Source organism: Flavobacteriales bacterium (genome assembly GCA_016700415.1).
Taxonomy (GTDB): domain Bacteria; phylum Bacteroidota; class Bacteroidia; order Flavobacteriales_F; family PHOS-HE28; genus PHOS-HE28.
In genome coordinates this window covers 1,018,478-1,037,054 of the sequence record CP065018.1, presented here as the reverse complement: position 1 = coordinate 1,037,054, position 18,577 = coordinate 1,018,478, and the positions used below count along the sequence as shown (strand labels likewise).

Below are 18,577 nucleotides of genomic sequence, written 5' to 3'. Positions count from 1 at the left end.
GTTTTTAGCGTTCCGGACCTTGGTAGGGTAATTTTGCAGCGTGGCACTCTTCATCCTTTCCGCCCTTGGCCTGCTGTTGCTGGCCTACTCGGGGATCTGCTTGTTCTATTGGGTCTTTCAGGAGAAGTTCATCTTCGTCCGCTTTACTCTGCCAGAGCGGTTCAATTTCAACTTTGCACAGCCCTTCGAGGAACTGCGGATGGAACGGCCGGACGGGGCAGTCCTGCATGCACTGCATTTTACGGTGCCGAAGCCCGAAGGGGCGGTGCTGTACCTCCATGGCAACACAGGAAGCCTGCGACGGTGGGGGAAACGGGCCCCGCGCTTCACCACCCTGCGCCATGCCGTGCTCATGCCGGATTACCGGGGCTATGGCAAGAGCTCGGGAAGGCTCTCGGAGGCGGCTTTGCACGCGGATGCGCTCGCCTGGTTCGACCGCTTGGCGGAGCTTTACGGTGAAGGGAATGTGGTGATCTACGGCCGGTCTCTCGGTTCCGGGATGGCAGTGCCCATCGCCGCCGCACGGTCCCCCCGCTCGCTGATCTTGGAATCCCCTTATGCCAGTTTTCTGGACGTGGCCCGCCATTATCTCGCCATCCTGCCATACCGCTGGTTGCTGAAGTACCGCTTTCGGAGCGATGTGGCGATCAAGGGCGTAAAATGCCCGGTCTTCATCTTCCATGGCAAGCGCGACCCTTTGGTCCCTTATAGCAGTGCCTTGCGCCTATATGCTTCCATCCCCGTGGAGGTACACCGCGAGCTGGTCACCTTTTCCAAGGGCTACCACAGCGATCTGGCGGGCTATCCGCGTTTCCGGAAAAAGCTCCGGACCATTTTGACCATGGACCGCGGTCCTGCCCCGGCCCGTTAAGGATCGCAAAGCGATGCCATTGGACCAGTAGTAATGTACCTTCGCGCCCCAGAATAAAAAGATAACATGAACCTCAAACTTTCTCTTTTCACCGTACTTGCCGTGTTGTTGAGCGCTTGTGGCAATCAAGCCACCGGCCAAAAAGAGCACACCGTGGAACTGAAGTCCACGCGTGATTCGGTGAGCTACGGCATCGGCAGCGATGTGGGACACAACCTCCAGATGAACCTCAAGCAGTCCGGACTGGATTCGTTGAACATGGACGCCCTGTTCTCTGGCATGCGCGACGCCATGGACAGCACCGAGCGGATCAGCACCGACAAGGTGAAGGCGATCGTTCAGGCCTATATGATGGAGGCCCAAAAGACAGTGATGGCCAAGCAGCAGGCCGAAGCCGATGCAAGCCTTGCGGCCGGCAAAGCCTTTCTGGCGGAGAACGGCAAGAAGCCAGGTGTGACCACCACCGCCAGCGGGCTTCAGTATGAGGTTCTGCAAATGGGCAAGGGTCCGAAGCCTGTCGCCACGGACAGTGTTACCGTCAACTACAAGGGAACTTTGCTCAATGGCAAGGAGTTCGACAGTTCCTATAAGCATGGCCAGCCGGCCACCTTCTCGTTACAGGATGTGGTACCGGGTTGGGCGGAAGCTGTGGAGCTGATGCCCGTCGGCTCCCGCTTCAAGGTCTACATTCCGAGCGAACTGGGATGGGGTGAACGAGGAGCAGGTCAGGATATCCCGGGGAACAATGTGGTCGTCTTTGAACTGGAACTCCTGAGCATCCCGACTAATAAGTAAGCTGATCCATCGTATTGCAAAGAGGCCCGGAGCGATCCGGGCCTCTTTGGTTTTCAGGTCCTGTGCGACGCGGGTCCGGGGTCACACGGTGCCAGGGCCATCCGGCAGCGCTTTCCAATGCGTGACCTGCTCAAAGAAGCAATTGCTGCTCCCTTCGCCTAACCAGAAATGGCGGTGGGTCTTTCTGCCGGTCTTGCTGGGGTTCTTGATGAACCAATCCTCGGCGAAGCGAAGGATCACCACGTTGCGTTCCTCTTTTTCCGCGAGTCCCTGCAAATGCACGGAATTGCCGGGCAACCAGCAGAGCACACGTTGGCCATCGGCCGGGAGGCGTTCCGTGCACGGGATCCAGGGCTGGCTCATATCAAGGACGGCGAACAGGTCATTCCGATGGCGTTATTCACCTAATAGATCGGGTGGTACTTCCGGTGAGAGCACCGTCTCCGTGAAGTGCTTTACGGCCGCTCTGGACCGCTCCCGTATCTCCGGAGCGGCTTTCGCGAACATCTTCTCGCCCTCTTTGCGGATCATGTATTTCACCACGTCCTCATGTATTTCCAGGCCGGTATCCGTGATGTAACAGGCTTTGCTCCGGGTCCAGTGCCACATCAAGAGGGTGGACAGCCGGACCGAGGATCGGTCGTGCAGCGCACCGCCTTGGGTTATCAGGCCTTGGCTCTCCGGGTAGGTGACAAGCGTCTTGATCACCGTCCGGATGCAGCGTTGGATCCCTTCGGTGGTCAATGCGCCCGTCGGGGGCTCCACCAGAAGTTCCGGGGTAGTAAGGTCCGGGCGCTGATAGTACATCTGATGTGCCCGGGGCATGCTCTTGTTGAACTCGGTCATCGCGGGGTTCACTAAGCCGGGGTGGCCCACCAAGGTGCCATCATGGCCGTCCACCGCCTCGCGTTCCTTGTCGGCTATCATCTCCAAGTAGCCGGGCTTCACTACGCCGTTCGTGTCCGGTGGCAGGATGAATGCCGACCCGCCCATGGCATGTGCCTGTCGACGATGGCAGATGCTGATGGTCTTCAGGCTTGCACTATGCAGGAATTTCGCATTTAGCCCGATGTGCTCGCGGTCCGGTAGGATGGGCAGGTCCGGTGAACTGAACAACTCCAGATGGTCGGCGGCGTATGCCTGCGGGTCCAATGAAAGACCTGCGGAATGGTGCTTCAGCTCGAACAGGATCTCGTCCGCCTCCAAGATCGCGGCAAGGCTGTCCATCATTACTGTGGCCCTGAAGCTGCCCTGTGGCATGTTGAGGTGGGTCTCAAGAAAGCTGAACAGGTCATTCCACAGCCGGGCTTCCTCGTGGCCATGCAGGCCGCGCAGATAAAGGTAGATGCCTCCTTGCCGCAACCGCAGTTTTTCAGCATTGAGCTGGGCATGCAGGGCCAGGTCGAAGAAGGCCGCAGGGACCGGCCCGCCTAACCCTTCCATCACATGGTCCATCGCCCGCATCGGCCGGGGGACGATCATCAGCCGAGAAATGCTCTTGGGATTGATCCGCACCCGGTCCCCGTCACTGGCCACATAAGCAAGCCGGTTGTCCGTGGCGCGTTCGATGTTCTTATGCGCACGCAGGATGGCGCCAGGCTCGTTCGGCGTCATGTTCCAGAGGTCGGCCACATAGCTCTTCGCCCCGGCGTTGAGGCCCTCGATGAGCTCTCTGCGGCTGCATCCGCCGATCAGTTCCACCCGGCGTTCCAGCAATTCCGCCGGTACTGGGTCCACCTGCCATTCCGTCTTTCGGATCCGTGCTGTGCCCGCCAAGAGATCGATCTCCCCGTTCCGCAGAGCCGCCATCCGGGCCTCGCCCAGGGCAAGCACCTCCAAACGGCGCTCACCGAAGCGGACCGTGAGCACTCGCATCAGCTTTACCGTTGCAGGTGTCAGCAAGCGGTCGATCATCGGTGGGGATATCGTGTTCGGCATTCCGGGCAGGCGGCACGTTGTACGCAAGCCGATCGGTGCGGGTTCAGCAAGATATTGCCCGCGAAGTTGGTGATCGCCTGGGGAATTCACGGAAATGATGTGAAGGGTAGCGAGGAGAAGTAGATCAAACCGTTCACCACGCCCATTCGCCGTTGCTCCACGGGCCTGTCCGCCATCGGCGACGAATCATACATTCGCAGCCCCTTCCCGCTACCAAGGCACAACCGCATGAGAACGATCATCACTCTAACAGCCTGTACGATGGCATCCATCACCGCCGTGGCCCAGACCCGCGATATCCAATTCAGCGAGTTCGACCTGCCCAACGGCCTTCACGTCATCCTCCACGAGGACCACAGCACCCCCATCGTGGCCGTGGGCGTGATGTACCACGTGGGCAGCAAGGACGAAGCCCGGGACCGCCGTGGGTTCGCGCACTTCTTCGAGCATCTGCTCTTTGAGGGATCGGACAATATCGGTCGCGGCGAATACGCCAAATACGTGGAGAAGGCAGGCGGTGTGCTCAATGCCAACACCACCGGGGACCGCACCTACTACTACGAAGTGCTGCCCAGCAACCAATTGGACCTGGGCCTTTGGCTTGAGAGCGAACGCATGATGCACGCCAAGGTGGAGGACAAGGGCATCGAAACGCAACGTGAGGTGGTGAAGGAGGAGCGCCGCCAGCGCTATGAGAACCAGCCCTACGGGAGCATCCTTCCGGAAGTGCTCAAGCGCGCATACACCGAACATCCGTACCAGTGGCCCACCATCGGCTACATGGAGGACCTGAACGCGGCGACCGAGAAGGACTACAAGAATTTCTATAAGACCTTCTACGTGCCCAATAATGCCGTGCTTGTGCTGGCAGGCGATTTTGACCCCAAGAAGGCCACAACGGATCTGAAGAAGTATTTCGAAGGCATCCCCAAGGGCGGCGAGATCGCACGCAACAAGGTGGTTGAGCCGTCGATGAAAGGGGAGGTCCGGGACACGGTCTTCGATAAGATCCAGTTGCCCGCCGTGGTACAGGCCTATCGGATACCAGCCCTCGGAACCTCCGATTTCTATGCCGTGGACATGCTCAACCGCTTGCTGAGCAATGGCAACAGCAGCCGCTTGGTGAAGAATGTGAAGGACGCCGAGCAAAAGGCGGTCTTCGTGGGTTCGTTCAGCCTTCCTTTCGAAGACCCCGGCTTGGCCATTGCCTTTGCCGTGGCCAATATGGGAGTGGCCCCGGACAGCCTTGAGGCCAGCATGGACCGCCAGTTCGCCGCGGTACGGGATGAACCGGTGCCTGAGACAGAGCTGGAAAAGCTGAAAGTGCAGATCGAGACCGAACATGCCACGGACAACAGCCGCGTGGCCGGCATCGCCAACAACTTGGCCAACGCATACACGTTCCTGGGCGGAACGGACAAGGTGAACACCGAGGTGCAACAGTACCTCGCCGTCACCGCCGCCGATCTGCAACGGGTCGCCCGCAAATATTTCGTCCCAGAGAACCGGGTGGTGCTGTACTACCTGCCCATGAACCAGAAGAAATGAACCGCCAACGGAAGACCATGAAAAGCCCCTTGCTTCATACCCTTGCGCTGGCCGCAACCCTCCTTACACCGGCCGTGATGACCGCACAAGTGGACCGTACAAAAGCTCCTCCGGCAGGACCGGCACCCGAGGTACATCTCGGCGAACACAAAAGCTTCTTGCTGGATAACGGCATGCGCGTGATCATCGTGGAGAACCATAAGATCCCCATCGTCACCGCCCAGGTCCGCTTTGATATCCCGCCCATCATGCAGGGCGATATCGCAGGCTACCAAGACCTCGTGGGCGAGCTCCTCACCAGTGGGACCGCACGGCACAGCAAGGAACAGATCGATGAACTGGTGGACGGGCTCGGTGCCCAGTTGGCCGGGTCCAATGACGGTATCTACGCCAGCAGCCTGAAGCGGAACTTCACGCAGGTGATGGACCTGCTGTACGAGGTCGTCTCCAGTGCCAACTTCCCCAACGACGAGTTCGAGAAGGCGAAGACCCGGATGATGTCCCAGATCGGTGCCCGCGCGGACGACCCGGACCAGATCGCCTCCGTGGTAGGGCATGCACTGACCTTCGGCAAGAACTATCCCCATGGGGAAGTGACCACCGAGGCCACCATGGGCAAGGCCGACCGCGACGACGTATACCAATACTACCGGTACTTCTTCCAGCCTAAGCAGGGCTATCTGGTACTGGTCGGCGACATCACCGCCAAGGAAGGAGAGGCCATGGCCAAGAAATACTTCGGCACGTGGAAGGGCGCCGAGGTGCCTGTCACCAAGGACGAGCAGGGCCATGACGTGGTAAAGGATCTTGGCCCCATCATACCGGCGGGCGCACAACCAAGGCTGCCGAAGGATGTGCGTGTGGCCTTCGTGGACCGCCCCGGGAGCGCGCAGAGCGTGATCAAGGTGCTCTTCCCCGTAGACCTGAAGCCGAACGACCCCATGGCCACACAGGCCCAGGTGCTCAATACCATCCTCGGTGGCGGTGTCTTCAACGCACGCCTGATGCAGAACCTGCGGGAGGACAAAGGCTACACTTATGGGGCTTATTCAAGCCTCGATGCGGACCGCTGGTGCGGGAGCTTCAGTGCAGGCTGCAGCGTGCGCAACGACGTGACCGACAGCGCGGCGGTACAGATCATGGACGAGATCACCAAGATCCGCACATCGCCCGTGACCGCGGATGAACTTTCCTTGGCGAAGAACAACATGGCCGGCAGCTTTGCGCGTGCCTTGGAAGATCCCCGCACCGTGGCGCGCTTCGCGCTGAACACATACCTCAACGACCTGCCAGAAGACCACTATGAGACTTATCTGAAGCGCCTGGACAAGGTGACCGTGGCCGATGTACAAAAAGCCGCTGAGCGCTTCATGCACCCCGACAGTGCGACCATCCTCGTGGTGGGCGACAAGGAGCAGGTGGCGGAAAAGCTGAAGCCCTTGAGCACCATCGGACGTGTTTTCCTGTATGACGTCAACGGGGACATTGTCCGCGAGGACAGGACCGAAGGGGCCACACCGGCACCGGCAGGCATGACCGCACAGGTTGTTATGGACGCTTATATCAAGGCGATCGGTGGCAAGGCCGTGGAGAAGGTGAAAGACCTCAAGAAGGAATACACCACCAAGGTGCAAGGCATGGACGCCACGATGACCGAATACAACAAAGTGCCGAACAAGTATGCCATGGAAATGAAGATGGGCGAAATGCTCCTCCAGAAGCTTGTGTTCGACGGGGAACGGGGCAAGGTGAGCGGCATGGGGGGCGAAAAGGAGCTGATCGATACCGACCTCGATGAGGTGCGCGGTAGTGCGTATGCCTTCCCGGAGCTGCACTATGCCGAAATGGAGCAGGTCGCCAAGCTGATGGGCATCGTGGACATCGATGGAGCGAAAGCCTACCGCCTCAACGTGAAAACGCTGGCCGGTGGGCAGTTCGATGAGTACTACGACACCACCTCCGGCTTGAAGATCCGCAAGAAGGAGTTCCAATCTCAGGAAGGTGCCGGTGGCTTCCAAGTGATCACCGACTATGCCGATTACGCACCGGAAGGCGGCGTGTTGTTCCCGCACACCCTCAAGCAGAAGGGAGGCATGGACATGACCTTGACCGCTACAAAGATCAGCGTGAACCAAGGCATTGCCGATTCCGTGTTCAGCGTGGAGTAAGGAGGTTGTAGGTGGTAGGTGATAGGACGGCTGCTTACTGCCACTGCCAACTGCTGCTGCCGACTGCGACCTTGTTCGTCCTTTTTCAGCTTTTCAGGTTCAGCTTTTCAACTTTTCAAAACCGCTCCCGCATCCGGTCCTGTGTTCATCACCAGGTCCAGGATGCTCAGGCGGCCTACGAAGCCATGTCGGTCCGCAAAGACCTGCGTGTAGTTCGGGACGGCCTTCATTTCAATGGGTAATAGCTTCTTTGGATGAAGATCATTGCGATGGTCCGCCAGGCCGGTCAGGTCCTCGACGAATGTCTCTTGCACATCGAGCTCGACCGGCAGCCGAAGCCATTTCAGCGCCAAGTGCATCGTGGCCAAGTCAAGGTCGATCAGCTTGTCATAGCGCTTCACGAGCAGTTCCTCCACATCGGGCATGTAGTGGATGAACCACGGTGTTTGGCCGTAGGCGCTCCGGATGGCCTGCACGTGTTGTAGGTTCCAATGCTCCGCATAGGAAAGCCCGACCGTGCGCATCGGCATCTTTTCCCCGCTGCGCCGATCGATCGATACCAGCAGGTCCTGCCGCCCGTTCGGCCCGATGATACCCGTGCGGTTCCGGTAGCTCTGGCGTTCATAGTGCTCGCCCACATCGATCAGGATACGCTTGCTCCCCGCGATCAAGCGGTAATGATCCACGGTACCGAAGTAGAATGCTGAAAAGAGCGGGGCCGGGTCCATAGCGCACAAAGATCGAAGCCTTTGCCTTGTTTATCGGCTTTCTACCGGATCCGGGCTATGAGGAGGGCACATGGAATCCCTGTGATCGGTCCGGTCAGCTTCCCGCAAAGCCGGCACCATCCGGATACAGTGTCATCGACCACTGATGCTAAAGTCCCAAAGGCCATAGAGGAATGGGCATCTGGCCCTGTACGGACCGTTCCTGAATTCACCGCAGCCACGCCCCTTACCGCAGGAAAGCCCGCAGCCCCAGCACCACCAAGCACGCTAAGAACATCAGGATGCTGATGCGGTTGATGCCGTGCATGAAGCGCAGGTTCACGTTGTTCTCGGACCTGCCGAAGAGCGTCGCCGGGTTCAGGTAGTAGAGGATGCGCTTGAGGAACATGGCGTGAAGATAAGCGGCTACGAAGCCGGAAGAGCTGGAGACCGATCGAAGCGGATGTCAAAATGGGCTATCAACGCATGCCGTTCGAAAGAGAGCAACCAAACCTCCAGCTCTTTGTGGCCGGTATCCGAGAAGTGCATCAAGGGGCCGTCCACACCGATCTTATGGCTGTCCAACCAATTGCCGTCCGCATCGGCGATGAAGGCGTAGTACGGGTTGGTGGCCGTTCGGCATTGTTCGTGCTCTGCGTAGGTCTCGTAAAAGGTATGGGTGGAGAATCCCATGGGCGCCTTCCAGCCGTTGTTGGCATTTGCGGTCGTGAGTTCCGGCATGGACGCGAGGTCGATGCCGCCAATGATGAGCCGGGTCTTCCGCGTTCCGGAACTGTCCAGGAAGGTGAGCTGCAGTTCCTGCAAGGTTTCACCGTCGATCCGGCTCTTCACATTCAATGCGATGATGTTCTTAAGGTGATATAACCGCCCCAGTTCCGTATGCCGCGGATCGCTCCGGTTGTACATTCCGGGTGGCGAAAAGGTCGCGAACTGCGTGCTGTCGCTTTGCAGGTCGCGCATGGTGCGGAAGGGGAAGGGCCGGATGATCTCCTTGAACTTCTTTTTCCGCGCCCCGGCGAGCGGATACATGCTATCGCTTGAATCCGTGAAGGTGGTCCCCATGGTGTCGATCACCGTGCGGAGCAAAGCCAGGTCCACTGGCTTCGAAGGCGGATCGACCCAATTCTCCAACGACTTCGCATACGTGCTGAAAGGAACTCCGTTGAACCGTTGGAAAAATTCGGCATAGAGCGGCTTCGGGAAGTTGAACCAACCGTGTGCCAAGGGCAGTTGTTCGCCATCTTGATCCGCGTACAGGATCACTTCCCACAAGTAGGCGTTAAGGCAATTCCGCGCCAGATCAACCCGCACGATGGCTTTGTTGGTCGAGGTGAATTCCTTTCCCCCGAAGCGCACTTGGTTCCTGTTCCATTCCTGGTTCACCAGCGATAGCAGGCTCAGGTAAGGGTCTTCCTTGATCGTGTTCGGCAACGTGGGGATGAACTGGTCGAACCGCAGGTGCCCGATGGTCACAGTGTCCCCGTTAAGCCCATGGAAAGCGATGGACCACGAGCTGTCGCGGGCTTGGATCTCGCCCGTGCTGAAATAGGGTTCCGCATATCCGCTCGCCCGGTGGCCGATGTCCGGATCGTCCGGATAGGCGCTGTCCGAGAGGTTGGTGATGGGGAAGTCGTAGTTCATTGCCTTTGCCAACTCCTTTGATCCAGCGTTCTGGCACGATATGACAAACAGGAGCAAACTCGCCGCTCCCAAATTCTTCAAGAATGATGTGGTCATCTGCGTGCAAGCTATGATCGATCAAGGGGCCGGTTGCCGTTCGTAACAGAACTTCGCCACATCATCCCATTGGGACAGCCCTGAACTTGTAGGAGCCTCTACGCTCCTGCAAGTTCGGGCATACGGTCAGCCGATCTCCAAGGGTTAAATTTGCAACCCTTTCCCCATGCCCTTCGAGCTCATCTCCGAATTCACGCCCACCGGCGACCAGCCCGAGGCGATCCACCAGCTGGTGGAGAGCGCCCGCGAAGGCGTGCAGTACCAGACATTGCTGGGCGTCACCGGCTCGGGGAAGACCTTCACCATCGCGAACATGATCGCGCAGCTGGACCGGCCCACGCTGATCCTCAGTCACAACAAGACCTTGGCGGCGCAGCTCTACGGCGAGTTCAAGCACTTCTTCCCGAACGACCGTGTGGAGTACTTCGTGAGCTACTATGACTACTACCAGCCGGAGGCCTACCTGCCGGTAACGAACACCTACATCGAGAAGGACCTCTCGATCAACTCGGAGATCGAGAAGCTGCGCTTGGCGACCACCAGTGCGCTGTTGAGCGGTCGCCGCAATGTGATCGTGGTGGCCAGCGTGAGCTGCATCTACGGCATTGGCAACCCGGCGGAATTCCACAAGACCGTGGTGCATGTGAAGAAGGGCCAGAAGATCTCGCGGAACGCGCTGCTGCACCAGTTCGTCTCCGCACTGTACAGCCGCCGCGACATCGACCCGACGCGTGGCAACTTCCGTGTGCGGGGCGACGTGGTGGAGGTCTATCTCGCCTATGCCGACGAGGGCATGCGCATCCACTTCTGGGGCGACGAGATCGAAAAGATCGAACGCTTCAGCATTGAGAACGGCAAAACGCTGGAGACGCTCGACGAATCGCCGATCTACCCGGCCAACATCTTCGTCACCAGCAAGGAGACCTTGAACGATGCCATCGCTTCCATCCAGGAGGACATGGTTAAGCAGGTGGATTTCTTCAAGGAGATCGGGAAGCACCTTGAAGCGAAGCGGCTGGAGGAGCGCGTGAACTACGACCTGGAGATGATGCGCGAGCTGGGCTATTGCAGCGGCATCGAGAACTACAGCCGCTATTTCGACCGCCGCCAGCAAGGGCAGCGCCCCTTCTGTCTGCTGGACTATTTCCCGGAGGATTTCCTCATGGTGATCGATGAGAGCCATGTGACGGTGAGCCAGATCGGCGCCATGTACGGCGGGGACCGCAGCCGCAAGAAGAACCTCGTGGAATACGGCTTCCGCCTGCCCAGCGCGATGGACAACCGACCGCTGAAGTTCGAAGAGTTCGACAGCATGATCGGCCAGACCGTATTCGTGAGCGCCACACCTGCCGACTTCGAGCTGGAACGGAGCGAGGGCATCGTGGTGGAGCAGGTGGTGCGCCCCACCGGCTTGCTGGACCCGCCGATCGACGTGCGCCCCAGCAAGGACCAGATCGACGACCTGCTCTACGAGATCCGCGAGCGCAGCGCAAAGGACGAACGGGTTCTGGTGACCACGCTCACCAAACGCATGGCCGAAGAACTCGCGGAATTCCTCGGGAAGAACGGCGTGAAGTGCAAGTACATCCACAGCGACGTGGAGACCTTGGACCGCATCGAGATCCTGCGCCAACTGCGCCTCGGCCTGTTCGATGTGCTCGTCGGCGTGAACCTGCTGCGTGAAGGCCTGGACCTGCCGGAGGTCTCCTTGGTGGCCGTGCTGGACGCGGACAAGGAAGGATTCCTCCGCAGCAACCGTTCCCTCACGCAGACCGCAGGCCGCGCCGCCCGGAACCTCAACGGCCGGGTGATCTTCTACGCGGACAAGATCACGGACAGCATGCGGCGCACCATGGAGGAGACCGACCGGCGACGCGAGAAGCAGATGGCCTACAACGAAGAACACGGCATCACGCCCACGCAGATCAAGCGCGACCGGGCCTCGGTGATGCAGCAGACCGCCGTGATCGACGCAGGGGACGGCAGCGGACGCAGGGCTTACGTGGAGCCGGAAGGCATGAGCCTTGCGGCGGATCCCGTGGTGGCCTACATGCCGATCGAACAGCTCGAAAAGAACGCGGCGCTGCTGGAGTCACAGATGAAGAAAGCCGCCAAGGAACTGGATTTCGCCTCCGCGGCCCAGTTGCGCGACGAACTCTTCGCCATGCGGAAACTGATCGATAAGCGGAGGCTGCGATAAGAGACAGGCGTAGGCTTTAGACCATTTGATGAGAGTAAGAACCACTTAATGCACAAATAGGAAAAGATTTTGTATATATTTGGACAACCAAACCACAAAACAGAAACGCCCGCGGTGGGGCCGCGGCCCCTTTACCACCACCCCGGCCACCTTCTCCACCCCCCGGGCCCCGCACGTAACCCTCTACCACTGAGTCCCCGCCAGGACCAGATTTTACAGCCGCGGCACAGTTGCGCGATGAGCTGTTCGCCATGCGGAAGCTCATCGACGAGAAGGCGAAGGCATCCAAGGTGGACTGAAGGCCTGTGGATCTCTGCCGTTGACTTGTCCTATTTTCGCTGCAACTAACGAGGCGCAGCCTACGTCATTCTTCGGACAGTTGCCCCTTCCGTTTGAAAGCCTATCCCATGATCAGGATCCCTACCCTTGTATCGTTCGTCTCTTTTTTGTTCGCCGTTCCGCTTTCGGCGCAGATCTCATTCGGTGGTCAACCCTACGGGGACAAGGCCGAGAAGCGGGGCATGCCCCCGGCGACCGCGGTGCATCTTCCGCAGGTGGACGTGGCCGCGCTCATGAACGAGGATGCCGCGCGCGCCGCCGAAGGCATCAAAGGACCGTACCGCTTCGGCTTCACCCATGCCACGGACTACACGCTGGCGAACAGCGGATCCTGGTGGACCATGCCCAATGGCGACCGCGTATGGCGCCTCATGTTGGATTGTCCCGGGGCGTTGGGCATCAACCTGCAGTTCAGCAACTATGTGATCCCGGAGGGTGCGCGCATGTTCCTCTACAACGAGGCGGGCAAAGTGCTCGGCGGCTTCACGGCCCAAAGCAATCCCGGCCATACGGCCTTCGGCACGATCCCGCTTGCCGGTGAACGCATCACGGTGGAGTACATCGAGCCTGCCGCGTTGGCCGGCCAAGGGCAGCTCACCATCAGCGGTGTGATCCACGAATACCGCAAGTTGGGCGGGGGAGAAGAACGGAGCTATGGCGATAGTGGCCCCTGCAACGTGAACACCATCTGCCCGGAAGGCGATCTCTGGCGGCAGGAGATCCGCTCCGTGGCCCATGTGATCCTCGGCGGCGGCGTATGCACAGGCACCCTGTTGAACAACTGCGCCAACGACAGCACTCCCTACTTCCTCACTGCTAACCACTGCACGGAAGGCAATACTACCAATGCCTCGTGGGTCTTCGTCTTCAACTGGGAAAGCCCCGTTTGCGATCCCACGGAGAACGCGCCCATGGACCACAGCGTAACGGGCTGCGACAAATTGCTCGAAAACTCGCCTACGGATGCTTCCTTCTTGCGCCTTAGCAGCATCCCTCCAGTGGATTTCCAACCCTACTTCAGCGGCTGGGATACCACCGGCACGGCTCCTGATTCGGTGCGTTGTATCCATCATCCCGCAGGTGACATCAAGAAGATCAGCAGCGCACCCGGACCGATCGACCAGCAGAACATCGATGTGGGCAACGGCCCTGCGGATTGCTGGCACATCCCGGAATGGACCTCCGGCACCACCGAGCCGGGAAGCAGCGGCAGTGGCCTTTGGGACCAGCACCACCACCTCATCGGCCAACTTTATGGTGGCCAAGCGTCCTGCTCCAACAATGTCAATGACTATTTCGGCCGCTTCGACCTTACCTATCCGCTGATCAAGCAATGGCTCGGTGTCTGCGGGGATACGCTACAGGGTTTCGATCCGGGGGCCTATGTGCCGATCCCCTTGGATGCGGCCATCACCAGCATCGCGCAGGTGCCGCATGTGGTTTGCAACAGTGATAGCATCTCACCCCGCGTCACGTTGAAGAACAACGGGGAAGGGCCGATCACTTTTGCGAACATCCATTACCAAGTGGACGGTGTCCTGCTCGGTTCGATCCCTTGGTATGGAGCGATCCAGCCCGTGCAGACGGTGAACGTCACATTGCCTACCATACATCTCTCCAGCGGCCTGCACGAACTGCGTGTCTCGGTCTCGGACCCGAACCATGAAGGCGACACCAACCCGTTGAATGACGTCGACAGCCTCACCTTCATGGTGAACAGCCCGGGGATCACCGGGGTCGTGCAGTTGGATCTTGACCGTTTCGGCACCGAGACCACTTGGAAGATCGAGACACCTGAAGGCTTTCTCGTGTACAGCGGAGGGCCATACATCAACAGCCCGAACGGCTACACGGTGAATGAGGAGGTCTGCCTGGCCCACACCTGCTACACCTTCACCGTGGAGGATGCCATCGGCGACGGCATGTGCTGCGAATGGGGCGAAGGAGATTTCCGGATCTTGGATACACTGGGCGTGTCCCTGCTGGAAGGCAATGGGGACTTCTTCTTCTCGGTAAGCGATGAATTCTGTGTGAATTGGGTAGGCATCAACGAGGTGGAGGGCAGCAGCCTGCATCTGGCGCCGAACCCGAGCAACGGGCAGTTGACAGCGTACCTGCCCACGACCGCCGGCCCGCTTGATCTTCGAGTTCAGGACGCATTGGGCCGCATCGTGTGGACGGGCAAAGCTTCTGCGGGTATGGAACGCCTCGATCTCGATCTTGGGCGACTTGCCGAAGGAACGTATCTGCTGGTAGCGGAAGGTACCGGAGCGCGCTCCGTGCAACGCTTGGTGATCCAGCGTTAGCGGAACTCTCGCGCTCAACGGTCTTCAGAAGGAGACCCTGAGTGAGGGCGGACCACCCCCAACCCCTCCTTTTAGGAAGGAGGGGAGACGACTCTCAAATTGATCCTCTGATAGGCTCTCGATGAGACGGCTCCGCCACTTGTTTCCCCTCCTTTTTTCAAGGAGGGGCTAGGTGGTGCATTCCTGTAAGCAAAACTCTTCCACTCAGCGGTCTTCCAAAGGAGACACTGAGCTAGAGCGGATCAATACTTCAAGTGGTAGTAGGCCAACTTGACGTACTCGTTGTTGAGCATGATCAGGCCCTCCTCGCTCTTCCACCACGTCTCTTCCTCGAAGGTGGAGCAGGGCGCGCCGTGCAGCAGCACCGTGATGCCCTTCTTTCGGAAGCGGTCCTTGAACACAAAGCCCACCCGGCGCAGGTGGAAGCGGCTGGAGATGATCATCACCGTGTCGGCATTGTCGGCGATGGCCTGAGACAGCAATGCCTCCGCTTCCTCGAAGGTGCTGGTGCCCTTGTTGAGCACCGTGGTCAACCCGATGGGTAATCCGGCTTCCACAGCCACGGTCCTTGTGCATTCCGCCTCGGTGCTGTCGATGCCCAAGGCTTCGAGCGCGCTCGGGATGGGAGCGCCGGTGAAATAGAAGTGATCACCGAAGCCCCGCTCATAGATCCGTGCCCCTTCCTTGCCACGGTCAAGGATGGAACCGCCGAGGACGAACACCGCATCCACATGCGCCACGGGGTCCTCCGAGATCAAGTGGTCGCCGAGGGCCTCCATCATCGGTATGCGCAGTCGCCAGAACAGGACCGCCACGAGCAGCAGGACAAGCGCCCAGCGTCCTGCCCGTAGAAGGCATCGCCGCCAACGAGGGCATACCTTCTGTGTTTCCATGGATCGTCCCATACCCATCAGTAGGCCCCGCTTCTTCGGCGCAACGCCCACTCCAAGGTCAGCAGCAATAACAGGGGGAAGAAGAGCCAGCGCAGGCCGATCAGGTCGCTGAAGCTGGCGTGTGAGTACGAGCGGGCCGCCATCTCCGGGCGGTCCTTCATTGCGTTGACGATCTTATCCATGTCCCCCGGGGAAGTGGCGATGCCGCCCGTGCGCGCCGAGATGTTCGCCCAGAGGCCATGGTCGGCCACCGTGTTCATCCGCTCGGCGATCAGCGGCTTTACCAAGAATTCGCCTTTTGCCGTGAGGCGCTCGCCGTCCAAGGTGGTGCCTGCTGTCCATGCGTAGCGGCCTGCGGGAAGCACGCCCGCGTCCAAGTGATAGCCCGTGCCGGAACGGCTGAAGGTGTACGCCAACTCGCGGCCTTCGTCGTCCTTTAGCGTGATGGTGGCCTCCGGCGTGTTCACCGTCTCGTAGCTCGCATTGTAAAGCTCCGCGTCCAGCACCACTTTTTCGTTCTGTGCGAATTCCCGCTCCGCCCGCACGCGGAAGCGGCTCTTGTCCTGCTTCAGCGCCAGGAACTGTACCGTCTTCTGCACCAGCTTGTCGAAGTGCGTGTTCGTGTTGTTCTGCTGCATGTCCGCCAAACGCCAACGCCACAGCCCTTCCCCGCAGGTGATCGCCGTGCGCCGCGCCGTCTGCGCCTGGAACGCGAAGAGCGGGTACTGGGTCCGCACCGAACCGATGCGCTGCGTCATCAACGCGGTGGCGGAACGGCCGAGGGAATACTGTGCAAAGGGCACCTGTAACGGTGGAAAGCGGTCGTAGGCGCGCGCATCCTCCGGGTCCAGCGTGAACAGGCTGAAATCCGGGACGAAGGCTGCCTGTACATCCGTGTACGAGCCGCGGCCGCCTTGGATGTCCACGCCGTTGCCCATGGCCGCCGCTTGGCGCAGATCGCTCTGTTGGCCAAGGATGGTCCAGGTCGGGATGTCCTGCTCCTCGATCTGCTTCAGCAAAGGCTGGATGGCGATGGAGGAGGAGGGGAGCTGGTGCAGGATGATCAGGTCGTAGTCCTTCACGTGCCCATCGAATTTCGTGGACACGGAGACTGTGGTGGTATAGCCTTCCATCGCGTCCATGGCCAGCTTGATCGCGGCCACGTCCGGGTGCGGCGCAGCTTCCAGGATCAGCACCTTTCGCCGGTCGTCCAGCACGTCCACGAAGATCTCCCTGCTGTTGTTCGCGGTGCTCACTTCGCTCTCCACGGCGCGGAGCGAGACGGTGTAGCGCTGGAGGCCTGCGACATCAGCCTTGATCATCAACGGCACTTCGGACAACATCGGATCGGCGTTGATCGGAATGTCCTTCCCGGTCACCTCCTTGCCGTTGTTGGTCACGGAGAGGCGGGTGGATTTTCCACGTAGGTGATCCGCCCGCAACCGCACCAGCAGCGGGAATTCATTGCCGAGGTAGGTGATCTTGTTGTGCTCCACGTCGCGCAGCACCAGGTCCGGCCTCACGGTGGTGTCGCCCAGAGCGATGGCGAAGACCGGCACGCCCAAGCGCTCAGCGGCCAAGCGCGGGTCACGGCCCCGGTTGTAGATGCCGTCCCCGTCGATCACCACCGCGCCGAGGTCCGGTCCGGCGAAGCGATCGTAGACCGCACGGAACAGCTGGTCAATGTCCGTCTGGCCTTCCTGCTGCGTGAACTGCAGCCCATCGCTCACCTCGCTGCCGTAGGTGAAGGGGCGTACCTCGTAGCGGTCACCCAGTTTGTCGGAGAGGTCTTGCAGTTGCTTGGCGTAGGTGGTGCGAAAAGCCACGGTATCACCGGTGGCCAGCAGCGAGGAGGAGCCGTCATGCGCCAGCACCACCACGGGCTTGCGCACTTCCCTCAACAGGATGCGCACCATCGGCTCCAGCAGGAAGAAGGCCAGCAGTGCGATCACCAGCGCGCGGAACGTTCCCATGGTCCATTGCAGCGCAGGGCCCCAACCATTGCTTTCCCGCGTGCGTCGATAGAGCAGCCAAGCGCTAAGGGCGCCAAGCAGCACGCACAGCGGCGCCAGCCAAAGGGAATAAGCGGTGGTAAGTGTCACGGGGTGCGAAGATCGCGCTATTCAGAGGAACACTGATGATCTTGGAAATGATGGCAGGAGTGCTATCTGAAGGAACATTGCATTCCGTTGCGTCCGATAGGTATCGGACCGTCGCGCCCGTTGCGGTTCTGATCCAACATCATCTGCGCACATCTGCGCCATCTGCGGTTTTTCCTCCGTGGATCACGTCAGCATACCGCCACACACATGCAGCGTTTGGCCGGTGACGTAGCTGCTGAGGTCGCTGGCGAAGAAGACGCAGGCATTGGCCACGTCCGTCGGTGTGCCCCCGCGCTTCAAGGGGATGCTCTCGCGCCAGCCCTGCACCGTCTTTTCGTCCAGTGCGCCGGTCATCTCCGTCTCGATGAAGCCCGGTGCCACCGCGTTGCTGCGGATGTTGCGGCTGCCCAGCTCCAGTGCCACGCTCTTCGTGAAGCCGATCACGCCCGCCTTGCTGGCCGCGTAGTTGGCTTGGCCCGCATTGCCCTTCACGCCCACCACGCTGCTCATGTTGATGATGCTGCCGCTCTTCTGCTTCAGCATGGTGCGCATCACCGCCTTGGTCATGTTGAACACGCTCTTCAGGTTGGTGGCGATCACCGCATCGAAGTCGGCCTCGCTCATGCGCATCAGCAACTGGTCTTTCGTGATGCCCGCATTGTTCACCAGGATGTCCAGCTTGCCCCAGGCTTCCACCACTTGGTCCACGGCGGCCTGTGCAGCGTTGAAGTCGCCCGCGTTGCTATGGATCGCGAGCACCTTGCGGCCGCCCTTGCTCAGCTCTTCTGCCAGTGCGTTCGCCTTTTCCGGACTGCTCACGTAGGTGAACGCCACGTCCGCGCCTTCCTCCAGAAAGCGCTCCACGATGCCCCTTCCAATGCCCCGCGTACCGCCGGTGACGAGGGCCGTCTTGCCTTGTAGTAGTGCCATGGGGCGAAGATAATTCAGCAAG

The 18,577-nt window shown here is 59.8% G+C and carries 14 protein-coding genes; 6 read left to right on the top strand and 8 right to left on the bottom strand.

Going from position 1 to position 18,577, the window contains the following annotated elements; all coding sequences use genetic code 11:
• Window positions 1-40: 40 nt before the first annotated feature.
• Window positions 41-871, top strand: coding sequence for an alpha/beta hydrolase (locus IPP95_04390; protein ID QQS73469.1), 831 nt, complete (start codon window positions 41-43; stop codon window positions 869-871).
• Between the two features lie 66 nt (window positions 872-937).
• Window positions 938-1,666: an FKBP-type peptidyl-prolyl cis-trans isomerase gene (locus tag IPP95_04385; GenBank protein ID QQS73468.1), complete on the top strand. Its 729-nt coding sequence runs from the start codon at window positions 938-940 to the stop codon at window positions 1,664-1,666.
• Window positions 1,667-1,747: 81 nt separating this feature from the next.
• Here IPP95_04385 and IPP95_04380 read toward each other — a convergent pair whose 3' ends face one another.
• Together IPP95_04380 and IPP95_04375 are read right to left on the bottom strand one after the other, a co-directional pair.
• A complete protein-coding gene (locus tag IPP95_04380; GenBank protein ID QQS73467.1) occupies window positions 1,748-2,029 on the bottom strand; it encodes a DUF551 domain-containing protein in 282 nt (93 codons plus the stop codon).
• 33 nt (window positions 2,030-2,062) lie between these two features.
• Window positions 2,063-3,604 (bottom strand): hypothetical protein, encoded by a 1,542-nt coding sequence (locus IPP95_04375; GenBank protein QQS73466.1) that lies wholly within the window; start codon window positions 3,602-3,604, stop codon window positions 2,063-2,065.
• A gap of 228 nt (window positions 3,605-3,832) precedes the next feature.
• On the opposite strand from IPP95_04375, the gene IPP95_04370 reads away from it, so the two are divergent.
• The gene (locus IPP95_04370; GenBank protein ID QQS73465.1) at window positions 3,833-5,152 is read left to right on the top strand and encodes an insulinase family protein; all 1,320 of its coding nucleotides are present in this window, start codon (window positions 3,833-3,835) and stop codon (window positions 5,150-5,152) included.
• Window positions 5,149-7,320 (top strand): insulinase family protein, encoded by a 2,172-nt coding sequence (locus tag IPP95_04365; protein ID QQS73464.1) that lies wholly within the window; start codon window positions 5,149-5,151, stop codon window positions 7,318-7,320. The genes IPP95_04370 and IPP95_04365 overlap by 4 nt, the downstream gene beginning before the upstream one ends.
• A gap of 107 nt (window positions 7,321-7,427) precedes the next feature.
• Here IPP95_04365 and IPP95_04360 read toward each other — a convergent pair whose 3' ends face one another.
• From IPP95_04360 to IPP95_04350, 3 genes are all read right to left on the bottom strand, one after another.
• Window positions 7,428-8,048 (bottom strand): WbqC family protein, encoded by a 621-nt coding sequence (locus tag IPP95_04360; GenBank protein QQS73463.1) that lies wholly within the window; start codon window positions 8,046-8,048, stop codon window positions 7,428-7,430.
• 226 nt (window positions 8,049-8,274) lie between these two features.
• A complete protein-coding gene (locus IPP95_04355) occupies window positions 8,275-8,436 on the bottom strand; it encodes a hypothetical protein (GenBank protein ID QQS73462.1) in 162 nt (53 codons plus the stop codon).
• 17 nt (window positions 8,437-8,453) lie between these two features.
• A complete protein-coding gene (locus IPP95_04350; GenBank protein ID QQS73461.1) occupies window positions 8,454-9,689 on the bottom strand; it encodes a hypothetical protein in 1,236 nt (411 codons plus the stop codon).
• Window positions 9,690-9,951: 262 nt separating this feature from the next.
• Between IPP95_04350 and uvrB the strand changes: the two genes are divergently transcribed.
• Complete coding sequence (gene uvrB / locus IPP95_04345) at window positions 9,952-11,985, top strand: excinuclease ABC subunit UvrB (protein QQS73460.1); 2,034 nt, start codon at window positions 9,952-9,954, stop codon at window positions 11,983-11,985.
• 407 nt (window positions 11,986-12,392) lie between these two features.
• Window positions 12,393-14,630 carry a trypsin-like peptidase domain-containing protein gene (locus tag IPP95_04340; GenBank protein ID QQS73459.1) on the top strand — a complete coding sequence of 746 codons (2,238 nt, stop codon included), beginning with the start codon at window positions 12,393-12,395 and terminating at the stop codon, window positions 14,628-14,630.
• A gap of 242 nt (window positions 14,631-14,872) precedes the next feature.
• Here IPP95_04340 and IPP95_04335 read toward each other — a convergent pair whose 3' ends face one another.
• The 3 genes from IPP95_04335 to fabG form a co-directional block, all read right to left on the bottom strand.
• On the bottom strand, window positions 14,873-15,523 hold the full coding sequence (locus tag IPP95_04335; protein ID QQS73458.1) for a YdcF family protein: 651 nt from the start codon (window positions 15,521-15,523) through the stop codon (window positions 14,873-14,875).
• A gap of 17 nt (window positions 15,524-15,540) precedes the next feature.
• Window positions 15,541-17,625: a hypothetical protein gene (locus IPP95_04330; protein QQS73457.1), complete on the bottom strand. Its 2,085-nt coding sequence runs from the start codon at window positions 17,623-17,625 to the stop codon at window positions 15,541-15,543.
• A 183-nt stretch (window positions 17,626-17,808) separates the two neighbouring features.
• Complete coding sequence (gene fabG, locus IPP95_04325) at window positions 17,809-18,555, bottom strand: 3-oxoacyl-[acyl-carrier-protein] reductase (GenBank protein ID QQS73456.1); 747 nt, start codon at window positions 18,553-18,555, stop codon at window positions 17,809-17,811.
• Between the last annotated feature and the right edge of the window lie 22 nt (window positions 18,556-18,577).

Bases quoted from the DNA above. Each gene is read 5' to 3' on its own strand.
- IPP95_04385 (QQS73468.1), top strand. From the start codon at position 938: ATGAACCTCAAACTTTCTCTTTTCACCGTACTTGCCGTGTTGTTGAGC.
- IPP95_04380 (QQS73467.1), bottom strand. From the start codon at position 2,029: ATGAGCCAGCCCTGGATCCCGTGCACGGAACGCCTCCCGGCCGATGGC.
- IPP95_04375 (QQS73466.1), bottom strand. From the start codon at position 3,604: ATGCCGAACACGATATCCCCACCGATGATCGACCGCTTGCTGACACCT.
- IPP95_04370 (QQS73465.1), top strand. From the start codon at position 3,833: ATGAGAACGATCATCACTCTAACAGCCTGTACGATGGCATCCATCACC.
- IPP95_04365 (QQS73464.1), top strand. From the start codon at position 5,149: ATGAACCGCCAACGGAAGACCATGAAAAGCCCCTTGCTTCATACCCTT.
- IPP95_04360 (QQS73463.1), bottom strand. From the start codon at position 8,048: ATGGACCCGGCCCCGCTCTTTTCAGCATTCTACTTCGGTACCGTGGAT.
- IPP95_04355 (QQS73462.1), bottom strand. From the start codon at position 8,436: ATGTTCCTCAAGCGCATCCTCTACTACCTGAACCCGGCGACGCTCTTC.
- IPP95_04350 (QQS73461.1), bottom strand. From the start codon at position 9,689: ATGAACTACGACTTCCCCATCACCAACCTCTCGGACAGCGCCTATCCG.
- uvrB (QQS73460.1), top strand. From the start codon at position 9,952: ATGCCCTTCGAGCTCATCTCCGAATTCACGCCCACCGGCGACCAGCCC.
- IPP95_04340 (QQS73459.1), top strand. From the start codon at position 12,393: ATGATCAGGATCCCTACCCTTGTATCGTTCGTCTCTTTTTTGTTCGCC.
- IPP95_04335 (QQS73458.1), bottom strand. From the start codon at position 15,523: ATGGAAACACAGAAGGTATGCCCTCGTTGGCGGCGATGCCTTCTACGG.
- fabG (QQS73456.1), bottom strand. From the start codon at position 18,555: ATGGCACTACTACAAGGCAAGACGGCCCTCGTCACCGGCGGTACGCGG.